This is a genomic window from Agromyces sp. CF514, assembly GCF_900113185.1.
GTDB lineage: Bacteria > Actinomycetota > Actinomycetes > Actinomycetales > Microbacteriaceae > Agromyces.
This window is the reverse complement of record NZ_FOZD01000001.1, coordinates 1,383,274-1,398,540: the sequence shown is the minus strand read 5'-3', so window position 1 is coordinate 1,398,540 and position 15,267 is coordinate 1,383,274. Positions and strand designations below refer to the sequence as shown.

The following is a 15,267-nucleotide window of genomic DNA, read 5'->3' as shown; positions in this document are numbered from 1 at the left end:
GTTTCCGGCGGTCGATCCGCACGCCTCCGGCATCCGGAGGCCGAGGCGGATGCCGCGGCCGCCGTCGCCCGCGCTACCGGCCCGCCCGAGCGAGCGCGTTCAGCAGCGCCGCCCCCGTGCGGGCGTCGGCGACCGTCACGACGAGCGGCGGGGCATCCGCTCGCTCGACCTCGATGCCCTGGCCCGAGCGGATGATGATGCCGCGCCGCCCGTGCACGTCGAACCGGAAGCCCCAGCCGCCGAACTCGGCGGGCAGCACCTCGACGTCGGCGGCGGTCACGACGGCCTCGAGCGGCACGCGCGTGAGCCGGATGCCGACGAGGGATCGCACCGTGAGCCCCCGCCGGTCGACCGTGACGCGGATCCACGCGGTCGAGGCGAGCACGAGCACCAGCACGAACACGAGCGTCCAGAGCCACCACGACGAGGGCGAGAGCACGAACGGCACCGTCACCGCGACGAGCGCGAAGCCGATGAGCGCGATGACGGGCCACGGCGCCGACGCGGTCGCGGTCCACACGGCCCGCTCGCCGGGGGCGAGGTCGAGCGCGGGGGTCGCCGACGGGGCGTCGGCCGCGGTGCGGTCGGGAGCCGGCAGCGCGCGCCACGTGATCCACCAGACGAGCGCCCCGACCAGCAGCCCGACTCCGATGACGACGGGAGCGGCCCACTGCGGAGGCACCGAGCCGTCGAGCTGCAGGGCGCCGAGGCCGACCATGATGAGCGAGACCATCGCGATCGTCGCCGGCGCGAACGAGGCCGTCGGACGCACACGGCTGAGCAGGCGGGTGGGCCGGCCCGCATGCGGGCGCAGCGCACGTGCGCCCGCGAACGACGCGATCGCGAGCGCCAGGATGAGCGAGAGCGAGATGACCGCATAGGCGAGCACGGCCCGCTCGGGGGAGGTCCATCGGTCGGGTTCGCCGGCCGCATTCCAGTGCACGGCGACCTGCGCGGGCATGCGCGGGATCCAGATCACCTGGATCACCGTCGACACGAGCACGATCGCGAGCGGCACCCACACGACGACGGCCAGGAGCACGCGGCGGTCGCGGCGGTCGCGCTCGCGTTCGGCGACGGATGGGGCGGGGGTCGGGGCGGTCATCGGGCGAGTTCCTCTCTCACGAGCGCCAGGACGGCGTCTGGGGCGATACCGCGCTCACGGGCGGCGGTGACGAGTTCGGCGGCGAGGCGCCTGGTCTCCTCGAGTTTGGGGGCCGCATCGCGCACGACGGCGCCGCGCCCTCGACGCAGCTCGATGAGGCCCTCGTCACGCAGCGTCTGGTAGGCGTGCAGCACGGTGTGCGCGTTGACGTCGAGCGAGTCCGCGAGGTCGCGCGCGGCCGGCAGGCGCTCACCGGCCGCGACGCGGCCCGCGAGGATCTCGCCGCGCACGGCACGCGCGAGCTGTTCGAACAGCGGGGTGCTCGAGGCGGGGTCGATACGGATGATCACGCATTCATTGTTCTAGTTATCACTAGAACAAGTCAAATTTGAGCGACCGCGAACGGCCGCGCGAAGTCAGGCGCGGCCGCGCGCGAGCGCCGAGCCGGCCTCCTCGAGCCAGTGCACGGGTTCGGCCATCGCCGCCGCCCCCGACCCGGCCAGTTCGCTCAGCGAGGCGGAGGCCGTGAACGCGGAGGCATCCGCCGTGATGGCACCGGCGACGAGCGCGACCGGCACTCCCGCAGCGCGTGCGAGGGCCGCGACCTCGGTCGGCGCCTTGCCCGCCTCCGACTGGCCGTCGAATCGACCTTCGCCCGTGATCACGAGGTCGGCACCGGCGAGGGCGTCGGCGAGCCCGACGGCCTCGGCGACGAGCCGGGCACCGGCGCCCATGCTCGCTCCCCAGGCGAGCAGGCCGAAGCCCGTACCGCCCGCAGCGCCCGAGCCGGGCGCGTCGGCGAGCGCCTCGTCACCCCGGACCACGTCGGCGACGACGCCGGCGAACCGGGCGAGGCCAGCCTCAAGCGATGCGACGTCGGACGCGTCGGCACCCTTCTGCGGCCCGAACACGGCCGCGGCCCCCGACGGGCCGAGCAGCGGGTTCGTGACGTCGCCGAGGATCAGCACGCCGCCCGGCGGCAGCGCGCGCAGCCCCGAGAGGTCGACCGAGGCCGCGGCAGCCAGTCCGCGGCCGCCGAGCGGCACGGGTCGACCGTCGCCGTCGAGGATCCGCGCGCCGAGGGCCCCGAGCGCGCCCGATCCGCCGTCGGTCGAGGCGCTGCCGCCGAGTCCGAGCAGCAGACGCGTGGCCCCGGCGTCGAGCGCCGCGGCGATCGCCTCGCCGAACCCTCGCGTGTGGGCGTCGAGCGGCTGCTGCGGCTGCACCAGGACGATGCCGCACGTCGCGGCGAGCTCGACGACCGCGGTGCCGTCGGGCAGGCGCAGCCACGAGGTATCGACCGGAAGCGTCCCGGGTGCGGGCGGCGCGACCGTGATCGGCATTCGCTCGGCACCCGGAACCGCGGCGGCGAACGCGTCGAGCGTTCCCTCGCCGCCGTCGGCCATGGGCCGCAGCACGAGTTCGTCGCCGGGCCGCTCGCGGCGCCAGCCGCGTGCCAGCGCCGCGGCCGCGTCGGCGGCATCGACGGTGCCCTTGAACGAGTCGGGTGCGAAGACGATCCGGGTACTCATAGGCCCCAATCCTCGCGCACGATCGCCCGCTCGTTACGCCGCGAGCCCGATGCCGTCGACGGTCGCACCGCCCGCCGGGTCTGCTCCGGCCGTCGGCACGCGCACCGCGTCGCCGCCGACCCTCCCGGCGCGCACGCTCAGTCCGGCACACCGGCGCGCGGCAGCGCCAGGTACTGGTGCACGAACGCGATCGCCATGCCCCCCTCGCCCACGCCGGCCGCGACGCGCTTGACCGAGCCCGACCGCACGTCGCCCACCGCGAACACGCCCGGCGCGCTCGACTCGAGCGCGAACGGGCGGCGCTCCTCGGGCCAGGATCCGCTCGCCGCGGCATCCGGGCCCGTCAGGATGTAGCCGCGCCCGTCGCGCGCCACCTCGGGCGGCAGCCACCCGGTCACCGCATCGGCGCCGATCATCACGAAGACGACCGTGAACGGGCGCTCGACGGTCGTGCCCGCGGCCCGGTCGGCCACGTCGACCGAGGTCAGTCCGTCGGTGCCGTGCAGCCCGACGACCTCGCTGCCCGTCTCGACCCCGATGCCCCCGTGCGACTCGATCTGGTCGATCAGGTAGCGCGACATGCTCGCCTCGAGCGAGGGGCCGCGCACGAGCATCGTGACGGAGCGCGCGTGCCGCGAGAAGAACAGCGCGGCCTGTCCGGCCGAGTTGCCCGCGCCGATGATGCACACGTCGGCGCCCTTGGCCACGGCCGCGTCGCTGCGCGCGGCGCCGTAGTAGACGCCGTTGCCGAGGAACCGCTCCACTCCGGGCACCGGCAGGTCGCGCCACTCGACGCCCGTCGCGACGATCACGACCGAGGCGCGCAGCGTGTCGCCGCCGTCGAGCACGATCTCGTGGCCGGCACCGCGGCCGCCGTCGGGGCCCGGCCCGGGCCCGCCCGCCGGGCGGATCGTCTCGACCGTGCGCGTCACGACGATCTCGGCGCCGAGGCGCTTGGCCTGCTTCAGCGCCCGGCTCGCCAGATCGTCGCCCGAGATGCCGAACGGGAACCCCGTGTAGTTCTCGATCCGCGTCGACGTGCCGGCCTGGCCGCCGGGCGCGAGGGCCTCGATGACCACAGTGCGCAGGCCCTCCGCCGCGCCGTTCACGGCGGCCGTGAGACCGGCGGGGCCGGCACCGAGGATCACCACGTCGTACTCGGCCGCGGCCGGCTCGACGTCGAGTCCCACCGCGACGGCGACCTCGCGCATGCCCGGGTCGACGAGTCGCACCCCGCCCGAGGTCTCGAGCACCGGGAATCCGGATGCCGCGGCATCCGCCCCACCGTGCTCTGACCCACCGCGCCCCGTGCCGCCCGGCGTGGCGACCTCGGCGGGCGAGGGATCGAGCGGCATCTCGATCGTGACGCGTTCGAACGCGACCTGGTTGCGGGTCAGGAAGCGTGCGATGCGGTGCGTCCTCGCCTCGTTGCGCGGCCCCAGGAGTCGGATGTCGGTCTCGGGCACCTCGGCGGCGATGACCTGCAGCGAGTCGAGGTAGCGTCGCGCGAGCGAGGCGACTCGCGCCGGGACCGACGGCGCCATGGCGGCGAGCGTGTAGAACGCGCCGGTGTCGAGCTTGATGATGCGCGACGCCTGGCCGGCCCGCCCGCTCGCCGGGAAGGGCGTGCTCAGGGTCATCGGCACCTCGCCGAAGAACTGTCCGGGCCTTCGCGTGCCGATGACGCGTTCGTCGCCGTTCACGATCTTGGTGATCTCTGCGCCGCCCTCGACGACGACGAAGAGGGCACGCTCGTCGCCCTCGTGGGCGAAGTACTCCCCCGGCACGAGCCGGATGTCCTCGACGGCTCCGGCCAGGTAGCCGAGCGCCTCGGCCGGCAGCGGTGCGAAGATCGGGATCGCCCGCAGCACCTCGACCGTGATCACGCGGGCACCGCCGCCGCCGTCGTTCCGGGTCTCGTCATCGCCTCGCCGCTCGCTCGCACCATGCGAACGTATCGACGCCGCGACCGGACCGTCAATGATGGTCGGCACCCCTGAACGCGGGTCGCCGTGGGTACGCTGGGACGATGTTCGATCCCCGCAGCATCCCGGCAGATCAGTCCGCGATCGACGCCCTGCGAGGTCAGGGGCTCGACTACCGGCAGGTCGACCACGACGACGAGGCCGCCCTGCTTGCCTGGGTGCAGGCCGAGACCCGCGGGTTCCATCACGCGCGCCCCGAGGCGCCCGAGCTGCGTCGGTCGCTGCAGGTGGCCAGGCAGCGCAACGTGCGCGCGGTCTACGATCCGACCGCGCACGACGCCGCGGTGCCCGTCGCGACGGTCGACGGCTGGCCGTCGGGTCTCAGCGTGCCCGGTGGTCGCAGCGTCGACGCCTGGGCCGTGAGCGGCGTCACGGTCTCCCCGACGCACCGTCGGCGCGGCATCGCCCGCGCACTCCTCGAGGCGCAGCTGCGCTATGCGCGCGAGGCCGGCGCCGCGCTCGCGATGCTCACGTTGACCGAGGCCACGATCTACGGGCGCTACGGGTTCGGGCCGGCGGCATCCGCGGCCACCGTGGTCGTCGACCGCCGCCGCGTGCGGTGGATCGGACCCGAATCGCCGGGGCGCGTGCAGTTCGTCGAGCCGGCCGACCTCATCGCCAAGGCCCCGGCGATCGCCCGTCGCGCCGTCTCCCGCACGCCCGGCGAGATCGATCGGTGGCCCGGGTTCCTCGAGCGCCACCTCGGGCTCTTCGACCCCGAGAGCGCCGGGTCGCGCGCGATCCGCGTCGCGCGCTACGACGACGCGTCCGGCCAGCCGCAGGGCTTCGTCGCCTACACGATCAGCCGCGAGCCGAACGTGCCTGGCGTCGTCGAGTGCGACCTGCTCGTGGCCGCGAGCGACGATGCCGAACGCGCGCTGTGGCGGTTCCTCGTCGAGCAGGACTTCGTGACCGAGGTCCGCGCGCGCCTCCGCAGCGTCGACGAACCGCTGCCGTGGCTGCTCGAAGACCCGCGTGCGGCGTCGATGCACGACATCGTCGACCACCTCTGGCTGCGCGTGCTCGACCCGGTCGTGGCGCTCTCGGCTCGCGAGTACGGCGCATCGGGCACGCTGACGCTCGAGGTGACCGACCCGCTCGGGCACGCGTCGGGCGGCTTCGTGCTCGACGTGTCGGGCGACGGGCGCGCCGAAGTGCGCCGCACCGACGAGGCGCGCAGCGGCGAGGTCCCGGATGCCCCGGGCAGCGCGTCGCGTTCGGGCCGACGCTCCCGTGCGCAGGCCGCGCACGGGCTGCGGCTCGACGTGCGCGAGCTCGGCTCGGTGTACCTGGGCGGCGTGCGCCCCTCGGTGCTGGCCCGCGCCGGACGCATCGAGGAGCTCTCGCCGGGCTCGGTCGCGCTGGCCGACCGGCTCTTCGCGGCGCCCCGCACGCCGCACCTCAGCATCTGGTTCTAGGCGGGGCCTCGGGCATCAGTGGGAGCACTGATGAGCATTCCTCATCTCGGTCGTACGCTCGCCGTGTTCACCCCGTAGATGCCGTGATGGCGACGCGTGCCGTCGCAGCGCGCGGGCCCCACTCTGGAGGGCGAGAGCCATGCAACACGCGAACGCGCACTCGATCGTGCCGCTCAATGTCCCGCATTCCCGCAGTCACGACGGGCGCTTCGGTCGCCTGTTCGGCCGCGGGTACACCACCTGGTCCCCGCCCGGGGCCACCGACGCCGAGAAGGCCCAGGCGATCCGCACCTTCGCGATCGACGAGATGTTCACCGACGACGAGCCTGCCGACAGCCTGACCCCGGTCGGGTACACCTACCTCGGACAGTTCATCGATCACGACATCACGTTCGACCCGCAGTCCAGCCTGACCAGGCACAACGACCCCGACGGCCTGCAGAACTTCCGCTCGCCGAGGTTCGACCTCGACAGCCTCTACGGCCGGGGGCCCGACGACCAGCCCTATCTCTACGATCACACCCGCGTGCTGCACGACGGCTACGCGGGATTCCTCAAGATCGGCCGGGGCGAGTCCCCGAAGGAGCAGGACGTGCAGCGCAACGACGAGGGCATCGCGCTCATCGGCGATCCGCGCAACGACGAGAACCGCATCGTCTCGCAACTGCAGCTCGCGTTCGTCCTGGCCCACAACAGCACGCTGCAGAAGCTGGCGGATGCCGCGGACCCGACCGTGCAGTCCGGCCGCGACCTGTTCGTCGAGGCCCAGCGCATCACCGTGTGGTTCTACCAGTACGTCGTCTGGAACGACTTCGTCTCGCGCATCGTCGCACCCTCGGTGTTCGCGTCCGCGATCTCGTTCGACGAGGACGCCGGCGATGGCGACGGTCCGTTCTACACCGTGACCTACGGCCTGAAGGACGTCTACGACTGGAGCGAGAACCCGTTCATGCCGGTCGAGTTCTCGACGGCGGCGTACCGCTTCGGCCACTCGATGATCCGTGCCGAGTACCAGTTGAACTTCCCGTTGCAGGGCGGCGTCGGCAAGCAGTTCGGCAAGCCGATCTTCTCGACGCCCGGAGTCACCCAGCCGAGCGTGCCCGTGCCCGGTCCGCCCGACCTGCGCGGCGGCTCGCCGCTGCCCGACCGGCACTCGCTGCAGTGGGACTGGTTCTTCGACTTCCCGTCGTCGGGCGGTCCCTTCCCGCAGATGGCGCACAAGGTCGACACGCATCTCAGCAAGTCGGTCTTCACGATTCCGGGCGGGCCGACGCCGAACCCGCTCGCGGAGCTCAACATCCGGCGAGGCTGGCGCATGGAGCTCCCCCCGGCCACCGAGGTCGCCCACGCGCTGCACATCCGCCCGATCGAGGACCTCGACCCCATGGAGGAGTCGCTCTGGGTCTACATCCTGAAGGAGGCGGCCGAGCAGGCCGACGGCGAGCACCTCGGCGCGGTCGGTTCGACGATCGTCGCCGCGGTGTTCTCCGGCCTGCTGCGCGGCGACGCGTTCTCGTACCTGAACCGGGACCCGCACTGGACACCGGCGAAGGAGGTCGTCGGCGGCGTGCCGCTCTTCGAGAAGGTCTCGCCCGTCGACGGCAAGTGGGAGATCACCGACCTGATCAAGGCATCGGGCCTGCCGATCGACGGCGGCGCGGTCAACACGCTGTTCGCCTGACCCGGAGAGCGGATGCCGCGTCCCGCCGCGCATGCGACGGGACGCGGCGCCCTCACGGGCGATCCGGGTCGGCCCGCACCCAGGCGCGCGCCTCGTGCACGGCCTCGCGGACGCCCGCGCCGATCCACTCGGTTCCGCGCACGATGCCGTGGTCGCCGAGCTCGCTCGCGAGGCCGGTGAGCTCGAGCTGCTCCATCACCCGGTCGTTCGACACGACGAGCACGAGGCGTGATCCGGATGCCTCCAGGTCGCCGGCGTAGCGTCTCAGCACCTCGATCGCGGAGAATCCGAGCTGGTCGATGCCGCGCAGCCTCAGGACGACGACCGAGCGCACGCTGCGCCCGTCGACGGTCGGAAGCTGCGATTCGAAATGCGGCGCGCTCGCGAAGAAGAGGCTGCCGTAGGGCTGGAGCGCGAGGACCTGATGCGGCCCGACGTGGTCGACCGGGTCGAGCTCCCGGATGCGGCCGTCGTCGACGAGCTCGAGCTGGCGCACGCGGATCGAGTTCGACTGGTCTGCGACGTAGAGCACGATGCCGAGCGCGACGCCGACCAGCACCGCGAACTGCAACGGGATCAGGAGCGTCAGCACGAACGTGACGGCCATGATCGTGAGCGGGAAGATGCCCGACCGCGCGACGGAGTTCACACGCGCCGGCTTGATCGCGCCGAATCCGACCACGATGAGCAGGGCGGCGAGCGCGGGCATCGCGACGAGTCCGACGATCCCGGAGAAGAGCAGCAGGACGATCGCCATGACGGCGCCGGCGACGAAGAGCGCGAGCCGCGTCTTCGCCCCGCCCGCGACGATGAGCCCCGTGCCCGACATCGAGCCGCCGACCGGCATGCCCTGGAAGAACCCGGCGACGAGGTTGCCCGTGCCCTGCCCGAGGAAGTTGCGCGAGGCGGGAACCGGGCGGCCGTCGGGGTTCGGGAACGCCGCCGCGACCGCGGCACCCTGCACGAGCCCGACGAACGCCAGCGAGACCGCGGGCACGAGCAGGAAGAGCACGTCGTCGAGCCTCGGCAGGACGGGCGCCGGGAGCCCGACCGGCACCTGCACGAGCTGCTGCAGCGTCACGACGGACGCGCCGAACCAGGCGTCGAGCGCCGCGGCGAGCGCCGAGCCGAGCACGATGGCGACGACGAGGCCGAGCGCGCGCAGCCCCGTGCGCTGCAGCACGACGATGAGCGCCACGGTCACGAACCCGACCGCCGTCGTCGGCAGGTCGATGCGCCAGACGTGCAGGAGCAGGTCGAAGGTGCGCGTCACGCGATTCGCACCCTCGGCCGCGTAGCCGGTGAAGTTGGCGAGCTGGCCGAGGACGATGTTCACCCCGACCGCGGTGATGAAGCCGGTCATGACCGCCGTCGGCACGAATCGCAGCAGGCGACCGGCGTTCAGCAGGCCCGCGACGATCATCACGACCCCGGTCATCAGGGCGAGGGTCGACAGCGCCCGGTCGGGGTCGGTGCGCGTCTCGAGGCCGCTGTCGGCCACGATGAGCGACATCGCGCCCGTGGCCTGCACCGCCATGAACATGCTCCCGGTCGCGAACGCCGCTCCGACCATGCCGAACAGGTAGGCGTACAGGCCCGCGAGCGGGTTGACGCCCGCCAGCAGGCCCGCGGCGAGCCCGTCGGGAACGGCTTCGAGGCCCAGCACGAGCCCCGACGAGACATCCGACTTCAGGGTCCGTCGATCGAAGACCGCGCGCACCGGCCGCAGCACGCGCCCGAGTCGGCTGCCGTGGCCTGGGCCATCGGCACCGCCGCCGCCCGCCGGCCCGGGTGCTTCCGGGGGCGGGTGCTCAGTGGGCATCCTGCCTCGGGAAGATGACCTTCTCGACGATGATGATGAGCGATGCGGCGACCGGGATCGCGACGAGCGCGCCGAGCACGCCGCCGAGCGTTCCGCCGGCGACGGCCGCGATGACGACGAGCGCGCCGGGCACCGCGACCGCGCGGTTCATGATGCGCGGGCTCAGCACGTAGGCCTCGACCTGCATGTAGATCAGGTAGTAGATGATCGCGGCGAGCGCCGTCGCGGGCGACGCGGCGAAGCACACGAGCGAGATGATGATCGCGCCCGTGAGCGTGCCGACGAGCGGCACGAGCGAGAGCAGGAAGGCGATGAAGGCCAGCAGGATCGGCACGGGCGCGCCGATGATCGTCAGGTAGATGAGGCTGAGCACGCCGTTGACCGCGCCGAGCGAGAACTGTCCGATCACGTAGCGGCCGACCGACCCGGTGATCTCGTCCGTCACGTCGGTGAAGCTGCCACGCGAGCTCGCGGGCACGAACTTCACCGAGTAGCGCTTCATCGAGTCGAGCGAGGCGAGGAAGTACAGCGTGAGGATGAGCACGATGGTCGCGCCCGTGAACCCGCCGGCGATGCCCGCGCCGACCGCGAGGATCCCACCGCCGAGCGCGCCGAGGTTCGCGGGGTCGGCGATCCAGTCGCCGGCCGAGGCGATGGCGTCCTTGATGGCGTCACCGCTGCCGGTGATGGCGTTCAGCCAGGCCACGAAGTCGCTGCCCTTGAAGTTCGCCACGATGTCGTCCCAGTTCTGGACGAGGTTCGTGGTCTGCTCGACCACGATCGGCACGATGGTCGCGATGAGGCCGACGAAGATGCCGATGACTCCGACGAAGACGATCAGGATGGCACCCCATCGCGCCAGCCCGCGGCGCTGCAGCCAGCTGACGATGGGGTCGAGGCCGAGTGCGAGGAACAGCGCGAGGGCGACGTAGAGGATCACGGTGCCGAGCTGGGCGACGATGCCGCCGAGCACGAGCGCGAGCAGCACGCCGAGCGCGCCGACGAACCCGATCCGGAACGACCTGATCTTCACCTCGGGCGCGTTCACCGTGGCATCCGTCGTGATCTCGGCCGCCGGCGGGACAGGTCGCGGTCGCGGTCGTGCTCGTCTCCACATGGATGCGACGCTACGCGCTGACGCGCCCCGGCGACAGGGTGCCGCGCCGAAAGCAGCTTTGCTTACTTGGTTAGCAGATTGCTGGTATCATCCGGCCGCGCGACGGCACCGAGCTGCGGAGCACGACGCGCACCGGGAATGAATCGGGTACCGCGGCGCTTGTCCTTGGAGTGGGCGGCACCGTGCGCTCGCGGCGAGGAGGAGCATGGCCGAGACGAGTGCGGTCGGATTCCGATCCGAGCGGGGTCCGGTGCTCATCGCCGTGATGCTGGCCACCGGCCTCATCGCGATCGACTCGACGATCCTGGCGACCGCCGTCCCCTCGATCGTCGCCGACCTCGGCGGGTTCGCCCAGTTCCCCTGGCTGTTCTCGATCTACCTGCTGGCGCAGGCGGTCTCGGTGCCGGTGTACTCCAAGCTCGCCGACACCATCGGCCGCAAGCCGATCATGCTCGTCGGCATCGGGCTCTTCCTCGTCGGCTCGATCCTCTGCGGCTTCGCCTGGGACATGACCTCGCTCATCGTCTTCCGCGCCGTGCAGGGACTCGGCGCGGGCGCGGTGCTGCCCGTTTCGATCACCATCACGGGCGACATCTACACCGTGCGCGAGCGCGCCAAGGTGCAGGGCTACATCGCGAGCGTCTGGGCCGCATCGTCGGTCGTCGGCCCGACGCTCGGCGGCCTGTTCGCCGAGTTCGCCTCGTGGCGCTGGATCTTCTTCGTGAACATCCCGCTGTGCCTGCTCGCCGCGTGGATGCTCATCCGCTCGTACCACGAGTCGGTCGGCCGCGAGAAGCACCGCATCGACTTCGCGGGCGCGAGCGTGCTGACGGTCGCGTCGACGCTCCTGATCCTGGCCGTGCTCGAAGGCGGCCAGGCGTGGGCGTGGCTCTCCTGGCAGTCGATCGGCGCCTTCGCCGTCGGGGCGCTGCTGCTCGTCGTGTTCGTGCTGATCGAGCGCCGGGCCGCCGAACCCGTGCTCCCGCTCTGGGTGTTCTCGCGTCGGCTCATCGTCACGACCTCGCTCATCTCGCTCGGCGTCGGTGCCGTGCTCATCGGGCTGACGTCGTACGTGCCGACCTTCCTCGAGTCCACCGCCGGCGCGTCGCCGCTCGTGTCGGGCCTCGCCGTCGCCGCGCTCACGCTCGGCTGGCCGATCGCGGCGTCGAACGCGGGTCGCCTGTTCCTGCGCATCGGGTTCCGCGCGACCGCGCTCATCGGCCTCGCCGTCGCCGTGCTCGGCTCCGCCGCGCTCGTGGCCGCGTCGCTCACGCCGAACGTCTGGACCACCGCGATCGCCTGCTTCATCGTCGGCCTCGGTCTGGGCCTCGTCGCCTCGCCCACCCTGATCGCCGCCCAGTCGTCGGTGCCGTGGACCGAGCGCGGGGTCGTCACGGGCGCCAACATGTTCCTGCGCTCGATGGGCAGCGCGGTCGGCGTCGCGGTGTTCGGCGCCGTGGCCAACGGCGTGATCGCCCGCTCCGGACTCGGCGAGCACTCGCCCGTCGCGATCCACGGCGCCTCGACCGCCGTCTTCGTGGCCGTGCTCATCGCCGCGGTCGCCACGATCGCGGGCGGCCTCGCGATGCCGAAGGCGCACGTCGACGACATCGAGCACCGACCCGAAGCGGTCAGCGCAACCCCGTCGGAGGCATGACCTCGCCCTCGAGCGTGCGGATCCACCGCACCCGCCGTTCGCGGAACTCCGCGCGGGTCGCGAACCGGTAGCGGTAGGCCCGTACGCGCACGAGCGTCGGCGGCCGCCCGTCGAACGGGTCGTGCGCGAGCAGGCGCAGCGTCGCGGCATCCGCCTCGAGCAGGCGCAGCAGGAACACCTCGAACCACGGCTCCCACATGCGCCCGAGGGGCAGGAACCACATCAGCCAGTCGAGTCGCAGGTGATACGGCGCCCACTGGCGCGGCACGGCGCGCACGTCGCCGGGCTTGCCCTTGAACGCGTACTCGTGCCAAGCGTCGTCAGGGGCGTCGGCCGCGGTCGACTCCGTGCCCTCGACCACGATCTCGATGCGGCGCTTCGTGACGGTGCCGAACGCGCCGTAGGCGTTCACGAGCATCCACCGGTTGAAGCTCGCGTTCATGAGCTGGTGGCGCGACACGAGGTTGCGCAGCGGCCACCAGCTGAGCGCGAGCAGCAGGGCGGATGCCGCGAGCACGACCGCGATCCACCAGGGCGGGCTCGCCGCGACATCCGCCCCGCCCGCGCCGAGGTCGGCCGGGATCACGGGGATCACGGCGTGCCACACCCGGTCGGGGATCGCCGACGCCGCGAGCACGACCGTGATCCAGTTGAGCCACGCGAAGTTGCCGGTCACGATGAGCCAGAGCTGGGTGAGGATCACGACGAGCGCCGCGATCGCGCCCACCGGGGCCCCGCCGATCCAGGGCACGAAGAGCAGGAACGGCACGACGAGCTGCGCGAAGTGGTTGCCGAGCACTTCGCCGCGGTGGAACCAGGGCGGCAGCAGGTGCGCCTGCCGGCTCAGCGGGCCCGGCATCGGCTGCGTCTCGTGGTGGTACATGAGCGCGGTGAGGTCGCGCCACTCCCGCCCGCCGCGGATCTTGATCATGCCCGCCCCGAACTCGAGCCGGAACACGAGCCACCACGTGGCCACGACGATGGTGATCGGCGGCGGCACCTGCGACGAACCGAGGAACGCGACCGTGAACAGTGCCTCGCAGAGCAGCATCTCCCAGCCGAAGCCGTAGAACGTCTGCCCCACGTTCACGATCGACAGGTACAGCCCCCAGAGCACGAGGAACACGAGCAGCGGCACCCACGGCGGCCCGAGCTGCGGCAGGCCGACGACGACGGATGCCGCGAGCACCGCGCCCGCGACCGCCACGACCACGAGCCGGCGATCGCTGTAGCCCCAGCGGAACACGCTCGGCCCGCGCAGGCGCCCATGCGTGACCGCGAGGAGGCGGGGCACCGGCAGCAGGCCGTGCTCGCCGAGGAGCGGCCGGAACTGGTTCAGCGTCGAGACGAACGCGACGAGCGCGAGCGCGGCGACCCCGCGCTGCAGCACCTCGCGCGCGACCTCGTAGTCGCGCGCGTCGAACCAGCCGAACGGCTCCACGCCCTCACGCTACGCCCGGCACGTTCGACGGGCGTCGGATCGGCGCATCGGGTCGTCGGGTCGGCGCATCGGGTCAGCGGATGCCGAACCGGTCGCGCAGGGCGAGCCTGGCCGCCCACCACCCGTTCATGCCGTGCACGGCGGGCCCGGGCGGGGTCGCGCTCGAGCAGAGGTAGACGCCGGGCAGCGGCGTTCGCCACGGCGTGGGCGACACCACGGGCCGCTTCACGAGCTGCGCGAGCGTGAGCGCGCCGGCCGAGATGTCGCCGCCGACGTGGTTGGCGTTGCGCTCGGCCATCTCGGCCGCGCTGCTCGACGCCGAGGCGAGCACCAGGTCGCGGAATCCGGGCGCGAACCGCTCGACCTCGGCGGTGATGAGCTCGGTCGCGTCGAACGTCGACCCGGCAGGCACGTGCGTGTACGCCCATAGCGCGTGACGGCCCTCGGGCGCGCGCGTCGGGTCGAACAGGCTCGGCTGCGTCACGAGCACGTACGGATGCCGCGGCGCACCGCCGACCCCGGGCTGCCGGCCGCGGTGCACGGCGTTCTCGGCCGCCGCGATCTCGGCGCGCGTGCCACCGAGGTGCACGGTCGCGGATTCCGACACCTCCGGGTTCGCCCACGGCACGGGGCCGGCGAGTGCGAAGTCCACCTTGGCCACGCCCGATCCGTAGCGGTACCGCCGCAGCGCCCTGGCGTAACCGGCGGGCAGGTGCTCGCGCAGCAGCAGCTCGGGCGTCGTGTCGAGCAACACCACGCGCGAGTCGCGCACCTCGTCGAGGCTGCCGACCGCGGCATCCGCGACGATCTCGGCGCCGCGCTCGCGCAGCTCGGCGAGGAGCGCGTCGGCGATGGCCTGCGACCCGCCGCGGGGGAACCCCCATCCGACGCCGTGGCCGTGCATCGCGAGCAGCAGCCCGGCCCCGGCGGAGGCGAGCGAGGGCATCGGCCCAGCGGCGTGCGCGACGACTCCCGTCAACAGCGCCTCGGCGGTCTCGCCCGAGAACCGCGTGTTCCAGAGCTGCGGCACGCCCTGCTCGAGGGCGCGCAGCCCGAAGAGGGCCGCCGCGACGGGATCACGGGGCACCCGGAGCAGCTGCGACCCGGTGAATGCCGCGACGCCGCGCTCGCGGGCGAGCAACGGCGCGACGAGCCGCCGCCACGCCGGCCCGTCGGCGCCGAGGCCGTCGACCGTGCGGTCGAGGTCGCGCCAGGCGATGCCCGCCCGCCCGCCGTCGAGCGGGTGCGCGTACGAGGCCTCCGGCACGATCCACTCGACGCGGTCGAGCAGGCCGAGCCGACGGAACACGGGCGACGCGAGCGCGGCCGGATGCACGGCGGACCCCACGTCGTGCCGGAACCCCGGCAGCGTGAGCTCGGCCGTGCGCACGCCGCCGCCGAGCGTCGACGCCGCCTCGAGCACGCGCACCGAGAGGCCGGCGCGCGCCATGACGACCGCGGCGACGAGGCCGTTCGGGCCGCTGCCGACGACCGTGACGTCGGTCACGC

Annotated in this window: 11 protein-coding genes; 3 read left to right on the top strand and 8 right to left on the bottom strand. The window is 72.8% G+C overall.

Annotation, left to right across the window (positions count from 1 at the left end; genetic code table 11):
* Window positions 1-73: 73 nt before the first annotated feature.
* The 4 genes from BM342_RS06180 to BM342_RS06165 all read right to left on the bottom strand — a co-directional run bounded on the left by BM342_RS06180 (window position 74) and on the right by BM342_RS06165 (window position 4,631).
* Window positions 74-1,105 carry a DUF1648 domain-containing protein gene (locus tag BM342_RS06180; protein WP_092964562.1) on the bottom strand — a complete coding sequence of 344 codons (1,032 nt, stop codon included), beginning with the start codon at window positions 1,103-1,105 and terminating at the stop codon, window positions 74-76.
* Window positions 1,102-1,455, bottom strand: a complete 354-nt coding sequence (locus BM342_RS06175; RefSeq protein ID WP_092964561.1) for a GntR family transcriptional regulator — start codon at window positions 1,453-1,455, stop codon at window positions 1,102-1,104. Before BM342_RS06175 ends, BM342_RS06180 begins: the two co-directional genes overlap by 4 nt.
* A gap of 66 nt (window positions 1,456-1,521) precedes the next feature.
* Complete coding sequence (locus BM342_RS06170; RefSeq protein WP_092964560.1) at window positions 1,522-2,637, bottom strand: glycerate kinase; 1,116 nt, start codon at window positions 2,635-2,637, stop codon at window positions 1,522-1,524.
* A gap of 137 nt (window positions 2,638-2,774) precedes the next feature.
* Window positions 2,775-4,631 carry an FAD-dependent oxidoreductase gene (locus BM342_RS06165; protein ID WP_255368566.1) on the bottom strand — a complete coding sequence of 619 codons (1,857 nt, stop codon included), beginning with the start codon at window positions 4,629-4,631 and terminating at the stop codon, window positions 2,775-2,777.
* Window positions 4,632-4,666: 35 nt separating this feature from the next.
* Between BM342_RS06165 and BM342_RS06160 the strand changes: the two genes are divergently transcribed.
* Window positions 4,667-6,040 carry a GNAT family N-acetyltransferase gene (locus BM342_RS06160; RefSeq protein ID WP_092964558.1) on the top strand — a complete coding sequence of 458 codons (1,374 nt, stop codon included), beginning with the start codon at window positions 4,667-4,669 and terminating at the stop codon, window positions 6,038-6,040.
* A 139-nt stretch (window positions 6,041-6,179) separates the two neighbouring features.
* Window positions 6,180-7,721: a peroxidase family protein gene (locus tag BM342_RS06155; RefSeq protein ID WP_092964557.1), complete on the top strand. Its 1,542-nt coding sequence runs from the start codon at window positions 6,180-6,182 to the stop codon at window positions 7,719-7,721.
* A gap of 52 nt (window positions 7,722-7,773) precedes the next feature.
* On the opposite strand, the gene BM342_RS06150 is transcribed toward BM342_RS06155, so the two are convergent.
* Window positions 7,774-9,453 carry a SulP family inorganic anion transporter gene (locus tag BM342_RS06150; RefSeq protein ID WP_255368565.1) on the bottom strand — a complete coding sequence of 560 codons (1,680 nt, stop codon included), beginning with the start codon at window positions 9,451-9,453 and terminating at the stop codon, window positions 7,774-7,776.
* 79 nt (window positions 9,454-9,532) lie between these two features.
* Complete coding sequence (locus tag BM342_RS06145; protein WP_255368564.1) at window positions 9,533-10,591, bottom strand: AI-2E family transporter; 1,059 nt, start codon at window positions 10,589-10,591, stop codon at window positions 9,533-9,535.
* Window positions 10,592-10,865: 274 nt separating this feature from the next.
* On the opposite strand from BM342_RS06145, the gene BM342_RS06140 reads away from it, so the two are divergent.
* Window positions 10,866-12,317 carry an MDR family MFS transporter gene (locus tag BM342_RS06140; protein ID WP_092964555.1) on the top strand — a complete coding sequence of 484 codons (1,452 nt, stop codon included), beginning with the start codon at window positions 10,866-10,868 and terminating at the stop codon, window positions 12,315-12,317.
* On the opposite strand, the gene BM342_RS06135 is transcribed toward BM342_RS06140, so the two are convergent.
* Window positions 12,292-13,758 carry a lipase maturation factor family protein gene (locus tag BM342_RS06135; protein WP_092964554.1) on the bottom strand — a complete coding sequence of 489 codons (1,467 nt, stop codon included), beginning with the start codon at window positions 13,756-13,758 and terminating at the stop codon, window positions 12,292-12,294. The genes BM342_RS06140 and BM342_RS06135 overlap by 26 nt on opposite strands.
* 73 nt (window positions 13,759-13,831) lie before the next feature.
* Complete coding sequence (locus tag BM342_RS06130; protein ID WP_092964553.1) at window positions 13,832-15,265, bottom strand: phytoene desaturase family protein; 1,434 nt, start codon at window positions 15,263-15,265, stop codon at window positions 13,832-13,834.
* Window positions 15,266-15,267 lie beyond the last annotated feature (2 nt).